This window comes from Serratia sp. S4, assembly GCF_000347995.1.
GTDB lineage: Bacteria > Pseudomonadota > Gammaproteobacteria > Enterobacterales > Enterobacteriaceae > Serratia > Serratia quinivorans.
In genome coordinates, this window is the sequence record NZ_KB661120.1 from 3,728,537 (window position 1) to 3,747,384 (window position 18,848).

Genomic DNA, 18,848 nt, shown 5'->3' on the forward strand with positions numbered 1-18,848 from the left:
ACCCGCATTTCAATATGTTAGCTAGTGCACGCTCACTCGCAGCGCTGCTGCGGTAGCGAACGGTGCCAGCGTGATGCTGCCCGCCAGCATGGCACCCAGAATCGCCAGGTAACCGTCTATTGGCATCCCCATAGAGGCGGCATCGATGGCCGCGGTGGAAAATATCAATACCGGGATATACAGCGGCAGCACCAGCAGGCTAAGCAGCACGCCGCCCTTGCGCAACCCGACGGTCAGCGCCACGCCGATAGCACCAATCAGACTCAGCGTCGGCGTACCCAGCAGCAGCGTAAATGCCACCGCCAGCCAGGTATTGATATCCAACGACAGCAGCAACGCCACCAGCGGCGACAGGATTAACAGGGGTAGACCTGTTACCACCCAGTGAGCACATACTTTGCCTAACACCGTCATTGGCAGCGGCGTCGGAAGCAACAGCAGTTGCTCCAGCGAGCCATCAAGAAAGTCATCGCGAAACAAGCGCTCCAGCGACAACAGCGCCGCCAGCAGCGCAGCGACCCAAATAATTCCCGGCGATATACGCGCCAGTAACTGCGGCTCCGGCCCAATCCCTAACGGAAACAGCGTGATAACAATCAGAAAGAACCACAGCGGATTAACGATTTCCGACCCTTTGCGAAAGGCAATCTTCAGCTCGCGGCGCAATACGGTCAAAAACATCAAACAGTCTCCATGCGGTTTTCCGTCAGGCTGATTTTACCTACCGCCTGCGTTACGCCGGCCAAATCCTGATGGGTGGTCAACAATACCATGCCGCCCTGCTGCGCATGTTGCTCAAAAAGGCTAATTAATTCAGCCACGCCCTGCTTGTCGATGGCCGTCAGCGGCTCATCCAGGATCCACAACGGGCTGTCGCTGAGCCACAAACGCGCCAGGGCAACCCGGCGTTGCTGCCCGGCGGAAAGCTGCGCCACCGGTAAATCCTCATAACCCACTAACCCTACCTGCTCCAGCGCCTGCCAAATGGCCTGACGATCGGGAACGCAACTCACCGCCTGGTAAAACTGCAGGTTCTCAAAGGGCGTTAACATGGTTTTAATCCCCGGCTGATGGCCAAGGAACAACAAATCCTGATGGTAACGTTCACGATGGCGCAATGTATTTTGCCCGTGCCAGTGGACTTCACCGCCCTCCGGGCGCGCCAGGCCGGCCAAAATACGCAGCAGGCTGGTTTTGCCCGCACCGTTCGGCCCTTCCACCTGAATAATATCGCCCGGTTTCACCGTAAAGCTTAACGCGCTAAACAGGGTGCGTTCATCGCGGACGCAACTCAGATTTTTAGCTTCCAGCATCGGAGAACTCATATTTTTCTTTGGGATAGCGATCATAGCATAAGCCATCTGCGGCACGTAGCCCGCGGCAGGGCACTCAGCTACTCCAATAGGGGTAATATTGCGCCCCAGATCAATAATGCGAAGAAAAAACCGGCGGCGTTAAACTCTTGTTACTTTTTTCTGCAATTTGCGACCTGGCTTTCGGCCTACCGGTGGGCCAGCTATGCTTAATCCGTGACCCCGGCAGCAGTTTAAGGAGAGAGCAGATAATGAGCGACTCACAACAGCGCCCGAAGACGGACAGCGACGATCCTCTGCAGGTGGAGAGCAAAGAGCATGAACAGGGCAAGAGCGAAATCGAGGTAAAGGAACAGAACCTGCCCTCACGCGCGGCGGCGGTGCATGAACAGATCCGCATGGAGGGTGAGAAAGAACTGGAGCGTGACTGGCTGGCCTTGCTGTGGTCAGCGGTGGCCGCCGGGCTGTCGATGGGGGCCTCCCTGATGGCCAAGGGTATTTTTCACGCCCGTTTGCCGGACGACCCCAGCCGCTTCTTTATCGAGAATATTGGCTACACCTTTGGCTTTATCATCGTGATTATGGCCCGCCAGCAGCTGTTTACCGAAAACACCGTGACCGCCGTACTGCCGATCATGCACAAACCAACGCCGAGAAATTTCATCATCCTGCTTCGCCTGTGGGGCGTGGTGCTGCTGGGCAACCTGATTGGCACCGGGCTGGTGTCACTGGCATTTATTCACATGCCGATTTTTGATGAAAACACTCGCAGCGCCTTCGTTAGCCTGTCGGAAGAAGTGATGCAAAACTCACCGTCAGAAATGTTCGCCAACGGTATTTTGGCCGGCTGGATCATCGCCACCATGGTGTGGATGTTCCCTTCCGCCGGGGCCGCCAAGATTTGGGTAATCGTCCTGATGACCTATCTGGTGGCGATCTGCGATCTGACCCATATCGTGGTCGGATCGGTAGAGATCCTTTATCTGGTGTTTAGCGGTGTCATCCCCTGGCAAGATTTTATCTACCCATTCGCCATTCCGACGCTGGCCGGCAACATTATCGGCGGCACCTTTATCTTTGCGTTAATCAGCCATGCGCAGATCCGCAATGATATGAGCGATAAAAACAAAGCGGCGCGGCTGGAGGCAGAAAAACAGACCGCCAGGGCGAGAAAACCGTGATCGCGGTCAGTGCAGCACGCGAAAATCAGTGCATATTGGCGATGGAATGAGCAAACGCACCGCTAAGCGCTTATTCTGCGGGTAAAAAAAGGTATACTGCCCCGGCAGCCTCAAGTTGCCAGCCCGCAGCGTCCCCGTAGTTAAACGGATATAACAAGCCCCTCCTAAGGGCTAGTTACTGGTTCGATTCCAGTCGGGGACACCATAAGCCGATTGCCCCCCACTATCTAAATCCGCAAAAACCGCGCCACACAAGACCTTAAGCCATTTTCGTCGCCTAAATACTTCGCTGTTATCAGCATGATGCGTGAGCACATCCCACAATCTGGCACAGATTCCAGGATTAAAGGTATAATCGCAGATACTATTTACTCGATTTTAGAAACGAACATGACAAAACTAACATTACAAGAGCAGATGCTTAAAGCCGGATTGGTCAACAGTAAGAAACTGGCGAAAGTGCAAAAAACCGCTAAAAAATCGCGCGTTCAGGCTCGTGAAGCCAGAGAGGCGGTGGAAGTCAATAAAAAAGCACAAATCGAACGTGATAAACAGCTGAGTGAGCAACAAAAGCAAGCTGCCCTGTCTAAAGAGTATAAGGCTCAGGTAAAACAGTTAATTGAAATGAACAGGATCGTTATTTCAAAGGGAAATATAAGCTATAACTTCACAGACAATAATTTAATTAAAAATATCAATGTGGATAAAACGACTCAAACTCAGCTAATTAATGGTCGTCTCGCCATTGCACGTCTGGTTGCGGAGAATGGCGTTGATAGCGAATACGCAATTATACCCGCGATCGTGGCCGATAAAATTGCGCAACGTGATGCGAGCAGTATTGTGTTAAATGCAGCGCTTAGTCAGGAGGCACAAGACGAAGAAGATCCTTATGCCGACTTTGTGGTTCCTGATGATTTGATGTGGTAGGAAAAAAGCACGTATTGCTATCACATAGCTGTCATATATTTCGGCATGTTAGTTTAGGGCAATGGGCTGTGACCATTGCCTTACCTCAAAAGACCCTATTTTCACAGTCATCCAAGAATAAATCGTATTTTAGTTCCACCGATTAAAATGTTAATATTGCTCTGTGTCGCGAATGGAGTAATAGCATGTTCCCCAACAAGAAATATTCACAACGGGCCAATCCGTTGACCAGCTATCAATTTTCACGGTTGCATACTTTTGAATGCGTCGCTCGTCACCTCTCCTTTTCATTGGCGGCGGAAGAACTGTCAATTACCCCCAGCGCTGTAAGTCACAGAATCAACCTGCTGGAAAAAGAGCTGGGCTTTCTTTTATTTCAACGTTTTCACCGCAGAATTACGCTCACACCGGAAGGAGAGCGGATGCAATGGTCGTTAAGCAATTCTTTCGATGCCCTGACTCAGGAAATTCTCGATATTAAAAACCGTGAGCTGACGGGCACCCTGACCATTTATTCCCACCCTTCCATCGTCCAATGCTTGCTGATTCCGCGGATCGGCGAATTTATTGCCCAGTACCCCACCATTCATTTGAACATTCTCACCGGGCAGGAGAATATCAACCTGGCCAACCGCGGCGTTGATTTAGCACTGTACTTTGGGCTTCTGCCGTCAGGTAAACAGCTGGACGAAACCTTTATGTCGGAGTCCATGGTGCCGATCTGCACTGCGCAATACGCCAAAACGCATGACCTCTACAATGCTCCTGAAAACCTGGCGCACTGCACCCTGTTGCATGACCGATATAATTCGGGTGAAGACGAGTGGCTGACCTGGGCACAACATTTTGATTTAGGGCTGGATACCGACAGTAAAAGCATGGAGTTCGATCGCTCAGATTTGGCGGTGCTGGCGGCGACACAGCATCTTGGCGTCGCCATGGGCCGACTCAATCTGGTGCAAGACTGGATCAAAAGCGGTGAGCTGATTATCCCCTTTACCAACATGACCCTGCCCTGCGAACACTGCTATTTTGTGTCGACCATATCCGAACGTCAGTGGCCGAAAATTATCGCGTTCAAACAGTGGATGATGAAAATAGAGCCTCTGGTCTGATTGCCAGAGGCATTGGCCGGTGGTTTAAAAAGGATTACCAAGTCTTGGGAGTATAAGAAAAATCGAGTGCGCAGCTGTATAACTGCCCGGCCTTTGAGTAATAAATATGTTTGCGGCTGTTATCCCATACCACAGTATAGTTATTGGAGAACTTTATTATCTCGACCGGCGTCTGGTTAGATAACCGACCGCGCTTAGTACTTTTCACCACAAAAAAATCGCCATTATCACTGAGCGTGATCAAAGGATAACCCCAGGCATATTTCGATATTTGCATAGTGATGGTGAATTGGCTTTCACAACTTATTTGATAGGTATTAACATCAACATCCATAGTTTATATTTTAGGTACAATCCCTCTGTTGAGATAAAATAAATAAGAACAGCTCACGACAATCAAACCTAAAACGATCAGGATAGAACCCAATACAAACTCAATCTGCAGCGGCTCCCCCAATATCACTACCCCGGCTAAAATACCAAAAATGGGCGTCATAAAGGTCAGAATGCCCAACGAGGACGCCTGATAATCACGCAGCAGAGAAAACCAGATCAAATAGCTGATAAAAGAAACCACCAGCGTTTGGAATATCAGGCTGGTCCAGGCCAATGCCGTCAGGTTGAAATGAACGCTCTGCGTGGTTATCGCCAGCAGAGATAACAAAATGCAGGCTCCCGAGAGCTGAAACAATAATGTTTGTTTTGATGAGCAGTTTGCCAACCCGGTAGTGCGAATGACAATGGTTGAGCCGCCCCATGACATTCCCGCCAACAGCCCGTAAATATCGCCACGCAATGAGTTCTCTGCGCCCGAACTGTCACTCATCCCGGAGATGGCGAGCACCACGCCGCCAAAAGCGATGGCAATACCGACCCATTGTATCAACGACAGCCGCTCATGGCGGATAACAAAATGCAGCCCGATGGCGGAAAACAAGGGGGCAGTATACAAAAAGACCGCCATATGCGATGCGCTGGTATAGCGCAACCCTTCGGAAACGAAGAAGAATTCCAACGCGAACAAAAAACCGACGCACAGACCTGCTAACAGCGTGGGGCGATCAAACACGAACTTTTCGCGACGGTAACGCGCCAGGAGATAAACCGCCAAAGCGGCAATGCCCGACCGAATGGCGATTTGCAGTACGGCAGAAATGTCCGGCTCGGCGGCCTTGATCGCCACCTGCTGCAGCCCCCATATGGCGCATATCATCATCATGGCGGCGGCAGCTCTGCTATCTATGTTTTTTCTGGCACTCATCACACCACCTCAAGCCGCTTAAATAAAAACACACCCTTCCCTCACCGCTAATAAAAAGGTGATGGATAAATCCGAGAAAAATATAAAAGGTTAGTCTTTATAAACCACTATTTCCTGGTACATCTTAATGACTTCATTATCACTGTCGACTTCACCGGTATATTCCGTTTGTTGCGCCACGTGGGTCACCTTCCAGCCCCGCTTGGCCAACTCAGGGATGGTGACGCGCCCAATATCACGACAGGTAAAGACCGTGTCATCACTCAGCCTAAGATTACCAATACTTGCATAATCATAAGCTTGTGACTGGCAAACGTGCGACTCAGCCGCCATCAAGGGTAATGGCAACAGACCGATAATCAACATTAAACACTTTTTCATAGCCCTCTCCATGCCTCTTATTAACCTTATCCATTTTGCAGATATCAGCTTGGTCAATTACGTTATATCCGCTTATTTAAATATCTTTCTGCGCGATGAAATTACACGATATATACCATTCACTGACAAGTGAAAAATATAAACCTTCGTGTTAGCTGAATTCATCCGAACATCATCGTCATTGCTGCGCCATTAAGTTAGGTTTTTACACCGCCTGACGGCATCGCGGCACTTCACTTCGGATAGTTACAGAAAAAACCAATAATTAGCAGGAAAAGTAACTTTTTGTGACGCACATTGTGTTACATATGCATTTCTCTTCACCCACGCTAAAAGCAATGAAAACGCTCAGAAAATTTCCTGAGCAAATCACTGATGCCAGAAGGTTCAGTGAGGTCGGCAAGTACACACAGGGATAAAAAATGACATACAAATTGCGCGCATTAACCCAGGCAATTGCTCTGGGACTGGTCGTTGGCAGTGCTTCTTTCGCCGCCCAGGCTGAAATTACCCTGCTAAAGCAGGATCCACAGGCGGGCGATCCGCTGAGCCGTCTTAATTTTACCGTCGGCGGCAGCATCCGTCCGCAGTTCAACAATATGACCGGCGATGGTGATAAAGGCTCTTACAAACGTAACGGTTTTGACGGCGGAACCCGCTTCCGCTTCGCCGCCGATTACTACCTGTTCGACGACATTAGCTGGATCAGCTACTACGAGCTGGGGGTGAATATCCCTGCGCTGTTCAACTGGGATAACCACTATGCAGAGGGCGCCAACAACACCAGCCGCCGCATGTTGTACACCGGTTTGAAAAGCAAAACCTGGGGACAATTGACCTTTGGTCAACAAAACAGCGTGTACTACGACGTGGTTGGCGCCAAAACCGATATCTGGGATTACGACATGCTGGCCCAGGCTCCGGGGAACGGCATCAACGGGGATTACGATGGATCTTACCGTTCACGTAAAATGCTGAAGTACAAAAATACCTTCGGCGATGCGGATGTGTATGCCTCTTACCTGTTCAGCGATAACGAGTACCTGCCGGGTAATGGCCTGCGCTACAAGCGCGAGGGCGGCGGTTCATTGGGTGTGGATTACCACCTGACGCCGGACCTGACCTGGGGTACCGCGTGGAACTATACCCGCGCCGAGATGCGTGACCCTGCCACCCACGCCACGAAAGATTATGACCAGAACATCCTGGGTACCGCGCTGAGCTGGAAACCGGATAACTGGACGCTGACCTTTGGCGGCGGCTGGTACAACAACTTCCTGACCACCAAAAAAGCCGACGTTAACGACTACTTTGCCGGTGACGCCTGGGGTATTGAATATCTGGCCGGTTACACCGTGCCGGTAGGACAATATGCGGTGAAATCCGTGATGCCGTACTTTATGGGTGACCGTTTGCAGTACGTCAGCGGCCGCGATTATCAGCGTATTGATAACGGCCTGGGCGTGACCGTGCAGTTTGATTACGGTTTCCGGGTAGATGTGGAACACGTGCTGACGTCAAGCACTGACAACCTGGGCGATATGACGCTGGTGCGTCTGCGTTACGATTTCTAATCGCTACCTATGTAAAAAAGGCCGCTTCCGCGGCCTTTTCCATTAATGACACGACATCAGAATCCGCCGCGCGCCGAACGGCCCACCGCTTCGCCCAACTGCCACACCGCCATCGCATAATGGGTACTGTGGTTGTAGCGGGTAATGGTGTAGAAGTTGGGTAAACCGTACCAATACTGGTAGCTGGTCCCCATATCCAGGCGCAGCAGGCTGGCTTCCTGATTGCCACCAAGCGACCCTTGCGGCGTCAGCCCAGCTTCCGACAAACTGGCCACCGAATAGCGGGTTTTAAAGCCATTTTCCAACCCCGGTGCCTGGCCGCTGGCCGGCACGGCCACAGGTTCGCCCTTGGTCCAGCCGTGCGCTTTAAAGTAGTTGGCGACGCTGCCGATGGCATCCACCGGATCCCACAGGTTAACGTGCCCGTCACCGTTGAAATCAACCGCGTAACTCTTGAACGAGGACGGCATAAACTGACCGTAACCCATAGCGCCGGCGAAGGAGCCGCGTAGCTCCAGCGGATCATCCCCTTCGGTACGTGACATCAACAGGAAGGTTTCCAGCTCGCCGGCAAAGTAATCGGCACGGCGCGGATAGTCGAACGCCAGAGTAGACAGCGCATCGATAATGCGGGTTTTACCCATCACGCGGCCCCAACGGGTTTCAACGCCGATAATGCCGACAATGATCTCCGGCGGCACGCCATAGGTCTGGTAGGCGCGCTGCAGCGCGTCCTGATACTGATTCCAGAACTGCACGCCGTTTTGCACGTTATCCGGCGTAATAAACTTATTGCGGTAACGCAGCCAGGAACCATTAGGGCCGGACGGTGCCTGGGTCGTTGGCGTCGGTGCCTGACGATCCATCAGCCGCAGTACAGAGTCTAACCGCCTGGCCTGGGCCAGCACGTCATGCAACTGCTGACGATCGAAACCGTGTTCCTGCACCATTTTATCGATAAAACGGGCGGTGTTCGGATTGTTGGCAAAATCGCCCCCCAACGGCTGACCGGAATGCGCTGGTGTCAGCAGAAACCCGCCTTTCACGGTGTTGTCCTGAGGCGTGGCTGGGGTCGACTTCGGCCCGCTGCTACAGGCAGTGAGTAAGGTAAGCAGAGGGAGAAGAACAACTAAATGACGCATCGGATATCCATATAAGCCAGGCCAGTGATAAGTGTGGGTTATGTTAATCCATTGTCAGGTGCGAAAAAACCGGATTATGTCGCCGATCACACCGCCACAAGCCAAAACTCAAGAAAACGTGACGGGCAGCACAGAAACAACGAAAGACTTAGGGTAAGTGGCTGCACCAACGGCAACCAACACTTGCTGCCAATGAGAACAACTATCATCTCCAGCCGGTACAACACTGGCTATCTGTGGGCCAAGCGGTCACAATGCCGCACCACTCCCGGCCCAAACAGGAAATACCATGTCTTGCCACTACCCCGCCCAATACACCTTTGATAACGACAGCGACGCCTGGCAGATTCAGTTTCGTGATTTTCCTCAGCAACAGGCTGCCTGCTATAAGCGTGAAGACATCGAACTGGAAGCACAGGAAAGCCTGCTGATTGCCATCGCGCTGGAAATGGAAGAAGGCCGCCCGGTACCGGCCCCTTCTCGTGCCTTGCCGGATGAGCTGGCGATCCACCTGCCGGTGCTGGTTAAACTCAAGCTCGAGTTGCATAACATTATGCTGGCCGATACCACTTCCAAAGCCAGCCTGGCTCGTAAACTGGGCTTTAACGCCGGCCAAATGGACCGCCTGTTGGATGTGGCCTATGCCTCCAAGGTAGAAGCGTTGGAACAGGCTCTTTACCTGTTGGGATATGAGGTACAAACCTCGGTAGCAGAGATCCGCCAGCAATAAGAAAAATATTTTATTCGGGGGCTAAATTTTCTCCATTTTTCGCCGATGTGTTCATTACCGAATCATCAAGAGCAAAAAGTGAAGGCTAAAAATGGAGTGGAGCCGCCGCAATATCTGGGCCGTAATTCTGCTGTGTTGCCTTGTCTTCTGGGCCATCCTGCTGACCGGTGCCAACGCCGTCGCCTGATCCCTTTTCATAACATCACAGCAAGCATAATTATAAAGCCTGCTTCAGCGGGCTAATCCTTTTTTGCCTGATGAAAAAGGTAAATAAAAATCGTTTAGAAACAGTCACGCCTGGTTAAAAAACCGTCAAAAAGTGTGATCAAAAACACAGTATTGTAATCAGGCTGAGATTGGGAGTACATTAACGCCGATCCTGTCGTGGTTCATGTTTTACCTCACGGACTTTGAAGCACGACAACCGGATAATCTGTGGTCAAGGACGTTGTTCTTCCTCTTGAAGGATCCGCCTCTCCACCACCGACTATCCACAAAATACTCAGCACAACAATCGGGATCATTGGCTTGCGAGGGACTCCAGAAGGGAGTTGTTCAGTGAAATATTTCGTATTTGGCGTTTCATTCATGTTGGTTACATGGATTGGCACCTTTATGCTGATGGTTGCATAACCAAGGCATAACCGGGAATATAGATAAAGGGGCGCACAGCGCCCCTTTGTTGTTTCTGAATGGGGCTATTTCCCCGGCATCATGCGGCGCAGAGTGTCGTCCTTGCGCAGATAATGGTGGTAGAGCGCTGCCAACGTATGTGCGCCAATGATGAAATAGCCGACGTTGGCCAGCGTTTCGTGTGTGGTTTTGATCAAACGCCGCATCACCGGATCCGGTGTTATCCACTGCGGTACCTGCCAACCCAGCAACACCCAGGTTTTCCCGCCATAAGCCAGAGTCAGCATCCCCAATACCGGCAAGGTCAGGAATATCACGTATAGCAGCCAATGAAAGACCTTGGCCCCCACGTCCTGCCACTCTTCGAGCGGCGGAGTGGTAGCCGGTGTGCCATGCCGCCGACGCAATCCCAACCGAACCAACATCAGTAAAAAGACGGCCACACCAAAGTTAAAATGCAGATTTTTTATCAATGGAGCCATGTCATCCGGCACCGAATTCTTCAGCAGCATCGCCGCGTAAGTCAGGATCACCATCAACAGCGTCAACCAGTGCAACACAATTTGTGAGTTCGCGTAACGGTTCCCCATAAACTCCCCCGATAAATAAAAAAATCTTATTAGAGAATAATGGGTGAATAATGAAGAAAACCTTGGGGGCAAGAAAAAAACCGGCGTGAATACGCCGGCCTGAAGTGATTATTTGGTGGTTGCCGGGCTGCTCTTGGCCGGTTTGATCAGCCCATCAGCCCGGAACATGGCTTTGATGCCGCGAACGGCCTGACGGATACGATCCTGATTTTCTATCAGCGCGAAACGCACGTGGGTGTCACCGTAGTCACCAAAGCCAATGCCCGGCGATACGCACACCTTGGCTTCCGCCAACAGACGTTTGGCAAACTCCAGTGAACCGAGATGTGCATAAGGCTCGGGAATTTTGGCCCAGACATACATCGCCGCTTTCGGGTTTTCCACCATCCAGCCCGCTTCATGCAGCCCTTTCACCAGCACATTGCGGCGCTGGCGGTACTGTTCCGCAATATCCCGCACGCACTGCTGATCGCCTTCCAACGCGGCGATGGCAGCCACCTGCAACGGGGTGAAGGTCCCGTAGTCGTGATAACTCTTAATCCTTGCCAGCGCGTTGACCAGCTCCGGGTTACCGACCATAAAGCCGATGCGCCAGCCCGCCATGTTGTAACTTTTCGACAGGGTGAAAAACTCCACCGCGATATCCTTGGCGCCGGGTACCTGCATAATCGAGGGCGCTTTCCAACCGTCATAAACGATATCGGCATAGGCCAGATCGTGGACCACCAGCACGTCGTACTGTTTGGCCAGCGCGACCACGCGTTCAAAGAAGTCCAGCTCTACGCACTGGGCAGTCGGGTTTGACGGGAAGCCGAGGATCATCATTTTCGGGCGCGGGATGGTTTCACGAATGGCGCGCTCCAGCTCACCAAAGAAATCCACTCCCTCCACCAGCGGCACCGAACGCACCTGAGCACCGGCAATCACCGCACCGTAAATGTGGATCGGATAGCTCGGATTCGGCACCAACACGGTATCACCGTGGTCGAGCGTCGCCAGCATCAGGTGTGCCAGCCCTTCTTTTGAACCTATGGTAACAATGGCTTCGCTTTCGGGATCGATCTCCACCTGGTAGCGATCGGCATACCAGCGTGAAATGGCACGGCGCAAACGCGGGATCCCCCGCGAAGTGGAGTAGCCATGGGTATCGTCACGCTGGGCAACGGTACAGAGCTTTTCCACGATGTGCGGCGGGGTTGGCCCGTCGGGGTTGCCCATGCTGAAATCGATGATATCCTCGCCACGACGGCGCGCAGCCATCTTGAGTTCGGCGGTGATGTTGAATACATAAGGGGGAAGACGTTCAATACGCGTGAAACGGCGTTGCGGACTATTATCAGCCATAGATACCTCGAAGAGACGTTAGCGCCCGGACCATCCGAGCGACGCTGGCCAACCTAAAGATTGACCGGATATTGAACATATCCCAGCCTCGGCAGGCTTGTCGAGACCCAGTACAACTTTTTTATTCCCCGGCCTTAAATTCCCTCGCCAGCAGCCCGAAGTGCCAGTCATCACGCCACTGCCCCGCCAGCCGGTAATTATCGCGCAGCGTACCTTCCAGCATAAAGCCACAGGACTCCAGCAACCGGCGCGAGGCTATATTGCCGGCGGTCACCGTCGCGGTCAGCTTATGGAAACCACAGCCATTAAAACCAAAATCCAGTACCGCACGCAGTGATTCCTTGCCATAGCCCTTACCTTGCGCGGACGGCAGCAAGGCGTATCCCACTTCCGCCTGTTGATTAGGCAACCACATCGGACGAAAACCGGTCATGCCAGCCACTTCTCCGCTCTCTTTCTCTCGCAACACCAGGCACAACCATTGATCCAAATGCTTGTCCCAGGTTGGTAAACGGGCCTCGAAACGACTGAGGATGCCCTCATCGCTGTACGGGTCGGAGATGTAACGGATCACATCAGGATCCTTATACAGGCGTAAAAACAGCGGCCAGTCATCAGCAGTCAACGACTCCAGGGTCAAACGCTCAGTTACCAACTTCATTGCTTCTGTCTCCTAAAAACAAAGATCTCCGAAAAATGAAAATGAGGAAGTTACGAATGAAAGATATCCCTTTATTTTCCCCTATTAAATCCAGATAATCATTAACGTCAAAACAACAAAACCATAACGCCTTACCCGGTCCCCTACAACCGTCCGTCGTTGCCCACCCGCAACACGAGGAGAACACCATGGCTTCCTTACAGATTGACGATATTCCAGGCGCAATTAAAACCGTCAAACAACAACTGCGCCAGGCATTACCGAATTACCGTGAGACCTTCCTGGCACTGGAAGACAATATCCGTCAGCAGGTCGAACAAATCCGCCAGGAGCTGGCCGCCGGTCAAAACCCGGTGCCGCAAATCGATGCCGAAGATATCCTTCAACAGCGCGTCAGCGAGCAGCAAAAAGCGCTGATTAAACAGCGCGGTGCCTGCGCCATTCGCGGCGTTTTTCCCCGTGACAAAGCCACGGCCTGGAACCGGGAAATCGGCGACTACCTCGACCGCAACAACTTCGTCGAACGTCTGAAAGGGGCCGCCGAAGACAACTACTTCGGCAAACTGGCCGCCAGCAAGCCCCAAATCTACGGCATTTACTGGTCAAAACCGCAGGTGGAAGCCCGCCAGGACGCCAGAATGCACGCGGTACAGGTATTCCTTAACAGCCTGTGGGAAACCGAAAGCAACGGAAAACAGCATTTTGATCCGACACGCGTCGGCACCTACGCCGATCGCACCCGTCGCCGTCCGCCGAACTCCTCTTCGCTGGGCCTGTCGCCACACGTAGACAGCGGCACCATTGAGCGCTGGCTGGATGAAAACTTCCGTTACGTCTATCGCCACGTGTTCTCCGGCAACTGGCAGGATTATGATCCGTTCGCCGCCGACGGCCGCACCGAAGTGCGTGAAATCGCTTCACCGGCAGTGTGCTCGATGTTCCGCACTTTCCAGGGCTGGACGGCGCTGACGCCGCAGCGCACCAATGCCGGCACGCTGAACCTGGTGCCGGTGGCCAACGCCATGGCTTATGTGCTGCTGCGTGCGCTGCAGGATGACGTCGCCGACGATGATCTGTGCGATGCCGCCCCAGGACGGGCACTTTCGATCTCCGAAAAATGGCATCCCCTTTTAATCAGTGGGATTTCCCCTATTCCCGATTTAGAGCCGGGTGATACGGTTTTCTGGCACTGCGACGTGATCCACGCGGTGGAAAATGAGCATAACGGCGAATTCGACAGCAACGTAATGTACATCGCTGCCGCGCCGGGCTGCGAGAAAAATGATGCCTACCTGCAACGTCAGCTGCCCAGCTTTATCGCCGGCAAAACCCCGCCGGATTTCGCCCCTGATGATTTCGAAGTGGACTTCGTCGGCCGGGCCACGGTTGACCTGCTGACAGCGCTCGGCAAGGAACAGTTGGGCATTAATAAATAATACGCTGCCCCGTGGCGCGCCGCCCGGCCGTCACGGGGTCAATTCGCTGTGATATACTCCCGGTATCTTTCCGCCGCAGCGAGAGCCCGCCGTGCACCCCTTTTTTGAAATGCTGTTAGCGGTATTTGATCGCGCCGCGTTGATGTTGATCTGCCTGTTTTTCCTCACTCGCACCCGGTTGTTCCGCCAGTTGCTGCAAAAAGAGGACCATACGCCGCTGGAGTTGGCCATGGTCACCGCCATCTTCTCGCTGTTTGCCCTGTTCAGCACCTATTCCGGCGTTAACGTTGAAGGTTCGCTGGTCAACGTACGGGTGATCGCCATCATGGCCGGCGGCATTCTGTTCGGCCCCTGGGTGGGGATCATTACCGGCATCATTGCCGGGGTGCATCGCTACCTGATAGATATCGATGGCATTACCTCGGTTCCCTGCCTGATCACCAGTATCATTGCCGGGATCGGTGCCGGGTATATCAACCTGAAGGTGAAGAAAGAACAGCGCTGGCGCGCCGGGATCATCGGCGGCATGCTGTGTGAATGCCTGACCATGCTGTTGATCGTGCTGTGGGCCAGGCCGACCGAACTGGGGCTGGATATCGTCTCCCAAATTGCCCTGCCGATGATCCTCGGCACGGTGTGCATTGGCCTGATCGTGCTGCTGGTGCAGAGCGTGGAAGACGAAAAAGAAGTGATCGCTGCCCGCCAGGCCAAACTGGCGCTGGATATTGCCCGCAAAACGCTGCCTTATTTTCGCAATATCAACAGTGAAACGCTGGCCACCATCTGCGACATCATTCGCCACGACATTCAGGCCGACGCGGTTGCCATCACCGATACCCATCAGGTGCTGGCCTATGTCGGGGTGGGGGAAGAGGCCTACCCGATTGGCCGCGAAGGTCTTAGCCGCGTGACCCGTGAAAGCATCCGGCACGGCAAGATCATCATCAAAAATAATCTGGAAAACCCGGCCACGCCGCAGATCCACTCGCAATTGGTGATCCCGCTGTGGGAGAAAGGCGAAGTGACCGGCGCGCTGAAAATTTACTACTGCCACGCCCATCAGATCACCAATACGCTGAAGGTGATGGCGGTCGGCCTGTCGCAGATTATCTCCACCCAAATGGAAGTCTCGCGCATTGAGCATCTGCGCCAGATGGCGGACAAAGCGGAAATGCGCGCCCTGCAAAGCAAGATCAACCCGCACTTCCTTTTCAACGCGCTTAACGCCATTTCGTCCTCGATCCGCACCAATCCGGACACCGCGCGCCAACTGATTATCAACCTGTCACGCTACCTGCGCTATAATCTGGAGCTGAATGACGAGTTAATCGACATCCGCAAAGAGCTGCACCAAATCCAGGATTATATTGCCATCGAACAGGCACGCTTTGGCGCCAAGCTGACGGTGATTTATGACATCGATGACGATATTTCGGTACGCATCCCCAGCCTGCTGATCCAGCCACTGGTGGAAAACGCCATCGTGCACGGTATCCAACCCTGTAAAGGCAAAGGCGTGGTGGTGATTGCGGTGAAAGATCAGGGTGACCGGGTCAAGATTTCAGTCAAAGATACCGGCCACGGCATCGACCCACAGGTCATCGAACGGGTGGCCCGCAACGAGATGCCAGGCCACAACATCGGTCTGCTGAACGTGCATCACCGGGTGTCCCTGCTGTACGGCGAAGGGCTTCGCATCCGTCGCCTGGAACCCGGCACCGAAATTGCCTTTTACATCAGCAAAAATGGCGGCAAACTGCCGGTAGAGAACAACATACTGCCGGCCGGGGAGCTATCATGAAAGCCATCATCGTTGAAGACGAGTTCCTCGCGCAGGAAGAACTCAGTTATCTGATAAAAAAACACAGCAATATCGTTATCGAAGCCACCTTCGAGGACGGGCTGGACGTGCTGAAATACCTGCAAACCCATCAGGTTGACGCCATTTTTCTCGATATCAATATCCCGTCGCTGGACGGGGTACTGTTGGCGCAGAACATCAGCAAATTCGCGCACCGTCCTTCTATTGTATTTATCACCGCCTATAAAGAGCATGCGGTGGAGGCATTCGAAATCGAGGCCTTTGACTATATCCTCAAGCCCTATCACGAAGCGCGTATCGTCACCATGCTGCAGAAGCTGGAAGCGCTGCATAACCGCCCCGCCACTTTACCGGAGCAGGCCAGCGCACCGAATCGCAGCAGCCACAGCATTAACCTGATCAAAGACGAGCGGATTATCGTTACCGACATCAACGACATTTACTATGCCGCCGCCGATGAGAAAGTGACGCGGGTTTATACCCGGCGCGAGGAGTTTGTGATGCCGATGAACCTGACCGAGTTTTACGGGCGCCTGCCTGAAGAGTATTTCTTCCGCTGCCACCGTTCCTACTGCGTCAATCTGTCTAAAATCCGCGAGATCGTGCCCTGGTTCAACAACACTTATATTCTGCGGCTGAGCGATCTGGATTTTGAAGTGCCGGTCAGCCGCAGCAAGGTGAAAGAGTTTCGCAAACTGATGCGTTTATAATCGCCGGCCGTTACCAGCGTGGCCCTGGGCGGTAGTAATAGCCCGGCGGTGGCGGTGGAGGCATGCGGTAATGCGGGCGATCACGCCATTCATGTCGTGGCGGGCCGTAATAAATCACCCGTGGCGGCGGACCATAGTAATAACCGCGCGGGCGTTCATAACCCCGGTATTCATAGCCCCGGTGTTCGGACCACCAGCGCGGATCGCGCCAGCGACCACCGTCCCAATAATGACCGCGATCATCGCGGTCGCCGATGTGTAATGAAAGGCCCGGAACATTTACGCCAATCGATACGTCTGCGTGGCTCACCAATGGCAGTGACAGCAACGCAGCTAATAACAACAATATTTTTTTCATCTCAACGACTCCTGCAGAGCGGAACCCGTCCGTTCGCAGATAACATAGATCTGCGCCAACCGCCGCTCTATAGGAACAATGCCCATTTACGAATTCCCCCCACATCCTTCACAATTCAGCCACAATCCCCGGCGGGGCATTGGCGATAAATCGCTAACATTCTTGATTTAGATCACGCGCCACCCGCTGCATTTCATCCCCTTTTAAGCCTTAAAACGGCAACTCATGCATCGTCAGAGGCATTTCATTCCTTCCCTTGTGCAACTCATTCCCGATCCGCCGCCGGCTGGTACTACCAGCCATATAATATGCCCATACCGCGGGGTTCAAGACAGCGCCCGCAAATTTCAGCCAACGGCTAACGCCCGGCAATGCACACACAGGAAGGAGCCCGGCCATGAACACCAAACCGGCAAATCGCAGCTTAATCGTTCTGGGTACCATCATCTGCCAGATGGGTCTCGGTACTATCTATACCTGGAGTCTGTTCAACCAGCCGTTGGTCGACAAGTTCCACTGGGGCCTCGCTGACGTCGCCACCACCTTCTCCATCACCAGCTTCTTCCTGGCCTTCGCCACTTTATTTGCCGGCAAACTGCAGGAACGCTTCGGGATCCGTAACCTGACCCTGTGCTCTGGCATCCTGGTGGGTCTGGGCCTGATTGCCAGTGCCTACGTCAGCTCACTGAATATGGTTTATCTGCTGGCCGGGGTGGTGGTTGGTTTCGCGGTAGGTATCGCTTATATCTCTACCCTGTCCAACCTGATCAAATGGTTCCCGGCCAACAAAGGGCTGATCTCCGGTATTTCGGTGGGGGCTTTCGGTAGCGGTAGCCTGCTGTTCAAATACGTTAACGCCGCGTTGATTGCCGACGTTGGTGTGTCCTCTGCCTTCTTCTACTGGGGTGCCATTGTGATGGCGCTGATTGTACTGGGCTCCCTGCTGTTGAAAGAGCCGGTACTGGTGAGCCAGTCTGCACAGCAAGGGACCAACGGCCTGGGCAATGACTTCAGCGTCCGCCAAATGCTGGCGACCAAAGAAGCTTACCTGCTGTTCATCATCTTCTTCGCGGCTTGTATGAGTGGGCTGTATCTGATTGGTATCGTGAAAGACATGGGCGTACAACTGGCTGGGATGGACCTGGCTACCGCCGCCAACACCGTTTCCGCCGTCGCCATCTTTAACACCGCAGGCCGTATTATTCTGGGTACGCTGTCCGATAAAGTGGGCCGCATGCGCGTCATCAGCTTTACCATGCTGGTCACCGTTCTGGCGATTGTGGCGCTGAGCTTCCTGACTCTGAACCACACCCTGTTCTTCATCTGCGTCGGTGCCGTCGCCTTCTGCTTCGGTGGCAACATCACCGTATTCCCAGCGATTGTCGGTGACTTCTTCGGCCTGAAAAACCACAGCAAAAACTACGGCATTATCTATCAGGGCTTCGGTCTGGGCGCACTGGCCGGTTCGTTTGTCGCCAAATACTTCGGCGGCTTCCATGCGACCTTCATCGTGATTGGCGTGCTGTCAGTGGCTTCTCTGATAATCACCCTGTTCATCAAGGCACCGAAAGCGGTAGCGCAGGAAGAAGAACACTTCTCGCAGGCGCAGTTGGCAAAAGCCTAACGCCTAAAACGATAAAAGGGGCGCAACTTAACGGTTGCGCCCC

At 53.2% G+C, this 18,848-nt stretch carries 19 protein-coding genes and 1 tRNA gene; 11 read left to right on the forward strand and 9 right to left on the reverse strand.

Going from position 1 to position 18,848, the window contains the following annotated elements:
- Positions 1–21 precede the first annotated feature (21 nt).
- On the reverse strand, positions 22–681 hold the full coding sequence (gene ccmB, locus SERS4_RS0118085) for a heme exporter protein CcmB (RefSeq protein ID WP_012146103.1): 660 nt from the start codon (positions 679–681) through the stop codon (positions 22–24).
- On the reverse strand, positions 681–1,313 hold the full coding sequence (gene ccmA / locus SERS4_RS0118090; protein ID WP_026142468.1) for a cytochrome c biogenesis heme-transporting ATPase CcmA: 633 nt from the start codon (positions 1,311–1,313) through the stop codon (positions 681–683). Before ccmA ends, ccmB begins: the two co-directional genes overlap by 1 nt.
- Before the next feature lie 251 nt (positions 1,314–1,564).
- On the opposite strand from ccmA, the gene SERS4_RS0118095 reads away from it, so the two are divergent.
- The 4 genes from SERS4_RS0118095 (at position 1,565) to dsdC (ending at position 4,539) form a co-directional block, all read left to right on the forward strand.
- Entirely contained in the window at positions 1,565–2,494 is a 930-nt protein-coding gene (locus SERS4_RS0118095; RefSeq protein WP_017893542.1) for a formate/nitrite transporter family protein, read from the forward strand.
- Positions 2,495–2,624: 130 nt separating this feature from the next.
- Positions 2,625–2,699, forward strand: a tRNA-Arg gene (locus SERS4_RS0118100).
- A 185-nt stretch (positions 2,700–2,884) separates the two neighbouring features.
- On the forward strand, positions 2,885–3,424 hold the full coding sequence (locus tag SERS4_RS0118105) for a DUF2058 domain-containing protein (protein ID WP_026142469.1): 540 nt from the start codon (positions 2,885–2,887) through the stop codon (positions 3,422–3,424).
- A gap of 185 nt (positions 3,425–3,609) precedes the next feature.
- Positions 3,610–4,539, forward strand: a complete 930-nt coding sequence (gene dsdC / locus SERS4_RS0118110; protein WP_017893544.1) for a DNA-binding transcriptional regulator DsdC — start codon at positions 3,610–3,612, stop codon at positions 4,537–4,539.
- A 337-nt stretch (positions 4,540–4,876) separates the two neighbouring features.
- Here the strand turns inward: dsdC and SERS4_RS0118120 are convergent, their stop codons facing one another.
- Positions 4,877–5,800, reverse strand: coding sequence for a DMT family transporter (locus SERS4_RS0118120; RefSeq protein WP_026142470.1), 924 nt, complete (start codon positions 5,798–5,800; stop codon positions 4,877–4,879).
- A 90-nt stretch (positions 5,801–5,890) separates the two neighbouring features.
- A complete protein-coding gene (locus SERS4_RS0118125) occupies positions 5,891–6,181 on the reverse strand; it encodes a hypothetical protein (RefSeq protein ID WP_017893546.1) in 291 nt (96 codons plus the stop codon).
- A gap of 422 nt (positions 6,182–6,603) precedes the next feature.
- On the opposite strand from SERS4_RS0118125, the gene SERS4_RS0118130 reads away from it, so the two are divergent.
- Positions 6,604–7,755 carry a porin gene (locus SERS4_RS0118130; RefSeq protein WP_017893547.1) on the forward strand — a complete coding sequence of 384 codons (1,152 nt, stop codon included), beginning with the start codon at positions 6,604–6,606 and terminating at the stop codon, positions 7,753–7,755.
- 56 nt (positions 7,756–7,811) lie between these two features.
- Here the strand turns inward: SERS4_RS0118130 and mltB are convergent, their stop codons facing one another.
- The gene (gene mltB / locus SERS4_RS0118135) at positions 7,812–8,897 is read right to left on the reverse strand and encodes a lytic murein transglycosylase B (RefSeq protein ID WP_026142471.1); all 1,086 of its coding nucleotides are present in this window, start codon (positions 8,895–8,897) and stop codon (positions 7,812–7,814) included.
- 289 nt (positions 8,898–9,186) lie between these two features.
- Here mltB and SERS4_RS0118140 point away from each other — a divergent pair, with 289 nt between their 5' ends.
- Together SERS4_RS0118140 and ypdK are read left to right on the forward strand one after the other, a co-directional pair.
- Positions 9,187–9,627 (forward strand): antitoxin HicB, encoded by a 441-nt coding sequence (locus SERS4_RS0118140; RefSeq protein ID WP_012146113.1) that lies wholly within the window; start codon positions 9,187–9,189, stop codon positions 9,625–9,627.
- 558 nt (positions 9,628–10,185) lie between these two features.
- Positions 10,186–10,260 (forward strand): membrane protein YpdK, encoded by a 75-nt coding sequence (gene ypdK, locus SERS4_RS27065; RefSeq protein WP_112349011.1) that lies wholly within the window; start codon positions 10,186–10,188, stop codon positions 10,258–10,260.
- Positions 10,261–10,325: 65 nt separating this feature from the next.
- On the opposite strand, the gene SERS4_RS0118150 is transcribed toward ypdK, so the two are convergent.
- The 3 genes from SERS4_RS0118150 to SERS4_RS0118160 all read right to left on the reverse strand — a co-directional run bounded on the left by SERS4_RS0118150 (position 10,326) and on the right by SERS4_RS0118160 (position 12,855).
- The gene (locus tag SERS4_RS0118150) at positions 10,326–10,850 is read right to left on the reverse strand and encodes a cytochrome b (protein ID WP_017893550.1); all 525 of its coding nucleotides are present in this window, start codon (positions 10,848–10,850) and stop codon (positions 10,326–10,328) included.
- Positions 10,851–10,958: 108 nt separating this feature from the next.
- Complete coding sequence (gene alaC, locus SERS4_RS0118155) at positions 10,959–12,194, reverse strand: alanine transaminase (protein ID WP_012146114.1); 1,236 nt, start codon at positions 12,192–12,194, stop codon at positions 10,959–10,961.
- Between the two features lie 121 nt (positions 12,195–12,315).
- A complete protein-coding gene (locus SERS4_RS0118160) occupies positions 12,316–12,855 on the reverse strand; it encodes a GNAT family N-acetyltransferase (RefSeq protein ID WP_017893551.1) in 540 nt (179 codons plus the stop codon).
- Between the two features lie 188 nt (positions 12,856–13,043).
- Here SERS4_RS0118160 and SERS4_RS0118165 point away from each other — a divergent pair, with 188 nt between their 5' ends.
- The 3 genes from SERS4_RS0118165 to SERS4_RS0118175 all read left to right on the forward strand — a co-directional run bounded on the left by SERS4_RS0118165 (position 13,044) and on the right by SERS4_RS0118175 (position 16,823).
- Complete coding sequence (locus tag SERS4_RS0118165; RefSeq protein WP_017893552.1) at positions 13,044–14,291, forward strand: DUF1479 domain-containing protein; 1,248 nt, start codon at positions 13,044–13,046, stop codon at positions 14,289–14,291.
- 109 nt (positions 14,292–14,400) lie between these two features.
- Positions 14,401–16,092 (forward strand): sensor histidine kinase, encoded by a 1,692-nt coding sequence (locus tag SERS4_RS0118170; protein WP_017893553.1) that lies wholly within the window; start codon positions 14,401–14,403, stop codon positions 16,090–16,092.
- Positions 16,089–16,823 carry a LytTR family DNA-binding domain-containing protein gene (locus tag SERS4_RS0118175; protein WP_017893554.1) on the forward strand — a complete coding sequence of 245 codons (735 nt, stop codon included), beginning with the start codon at positions 16,089–16,091 and terminating at the stop codon, positions 16,821–16,823. Before SERS4_RS0118170 ends, SERS4_RS0118175 begins: the two co-directional genes overlap by 4 nt.
- A 10-nt stretch (positions 16,824–16,833) precedes the next feature.
- On the opposite strand, the gene SERS4_RS0118180 is transcribed toward SERS4_RS0118175, so the two are convergent.
- The gene (locus tag SERS4_RS0118180) at positions 16,834–17,181 is read right to left on the reverse strand and encodes a DUF2502 domain-containing protein (RefSeq protein ID WP_017893555.1); all 348 of its coding nucleotides are present in this window, start codon (positions 17,179–17,181) and stop codon (positions 16,834–16,836) included.
- Between the two features lie 397 nt (positions 17,182–17,578).
- Here SERS4_RS0118180 and SERS4_RS0118185 point away from each other — a divergent pair, with 397 nt between their 5' ends.
- Positions 17,579–18,805, forward strand: coding sequence for an OFA family MFS transporter (locus tag SERS4_RS0118185; protein WP_017893556.1), 1,227 nt, complete (start codon positions 17,579–17,581; stop codon positions 18,803–18,805).
- The last annotated feature ends 43 nt before the right edge of the window (positions 18,806–18,848 follow it).

Coding starts and splice junctions, on each gene's coding strand:
- ccmB (WP_012146103.1), bottom strand. CDS start 681: ATGTTTTTGACCGTATTGCGCCGCGAGCTGAAGATTGCCTTTCGCAAA.
- ccmA (WP_026142468.1), bottom strand. CDS start 1,313: ATGCTGGAAGCTAAAAATCTGAGTTGCGTCCGCGATGAACGCACCCTG.
- SERS4_RS0118095 (WP_017893542.1), top strand. CDS start 1,565: ATGAGCGACTCACAACAGCGCCCGAAGACGGACAGCGACGATCCTCTG.
- SERS4_RS0118105 (WP_026142469.1), top strand. CDS start 2,885: ATGACAAAACTAACATTACAAGAGCAGATGCTTAAAGCCGGATTGGTC.
- dsdC (WP_017893544.1), top strand. CDS start 3,610: ATGTTCCCCAACAAGAAATATTCACAACGGGCCAATCCGTTGACCAGC.
- SERS4_RS0118120 (WP_026142470.1), bottom strand. CDS start 5,800: ATGAGTGCCAGAAAAAACATAGATAGCAGAGCTGCCGCCGCCATGATG.
- SERS4_RS0118125 (WP_017893546.1), bottom strand. CDS start 6,181: ATGAAAAAGTGTTTAATGTTGATTATCGGTCTGTTGCCATTACCCTTG.
- SERS4_RS0118130 (WP_017893547.1), top strand. CDS start 6,604: ATGACATACAAATTGCGCGCATTAACCCAGGCAATTGCTCTGGGACTG.
- mltB (WP_026142471.1), bottom strand. CDS start 8,897: ATGCGTCATTTAGTTGTTCTTCTCCCTCTGCTTACCTTACTCACTGCC.
- SERS4_RS0118140 (WP_012146113.1), top strand. CDS start 9,187: ATGTCTTGCCACTACCCCGCCCAATACACCTTTGATAACGACAGCGAC.
- SERS4_RS0118150 (WP_017893550.1), bottom strand. CDS start 10,850: ATGGGGAACCGTTACGCGAACTCACAAATTGTGTTGCACTGGTTGACG.
- alaC (WP_012146114.1), bottom strand. CDS start 12,194: ATGGCTGATAATAGTCCGCAACGCCGTTTCACGCGTATTGAACGTCTT.
- SERS4_RS0118160 (WP_017893551.1), bottom strand. CDS start 12,855: ATGAAGTTGGTAACTGAGCGTTTGACCCTGGAGTCGTTGACTGCTGAT.
- SERS4_RS0118165 (WP_017893552.1), top strand. CDS start 13,044: ATGGCTTCCTTACAGATTGACGATATTCCAGGCGCAATTAAAACCGTC.
- SERS4_RS0118170 (WP_017893553.1), top strand. CDS start 14,401: ATGCTGTTAGCGGTATTTGATCGCGCCGCGTTGATGTTGATCTGCCTG.
- SERS4_RS0118175 (WP_017893554.1), top strand. CDS start 16,089: ATGAAAGCCATCATCGTTGAAGACGAGTTCCTCGCGCAGGAAGAACTC.
- SERS4_RS0118180 (WP_017893555.1), bottom strand. CDS start 17,181: ATGAAAAAAATATTGTTGTTATTAGCTGCGTTGCTGTCACTGCCATTG.
- SERS4_RS0118185 (WP_017893556.1), top strand. CDS start 17,579: ATGAACACCAAACCGGCAAATCGCAGCTTAATCGTTCTGGGTACCATC.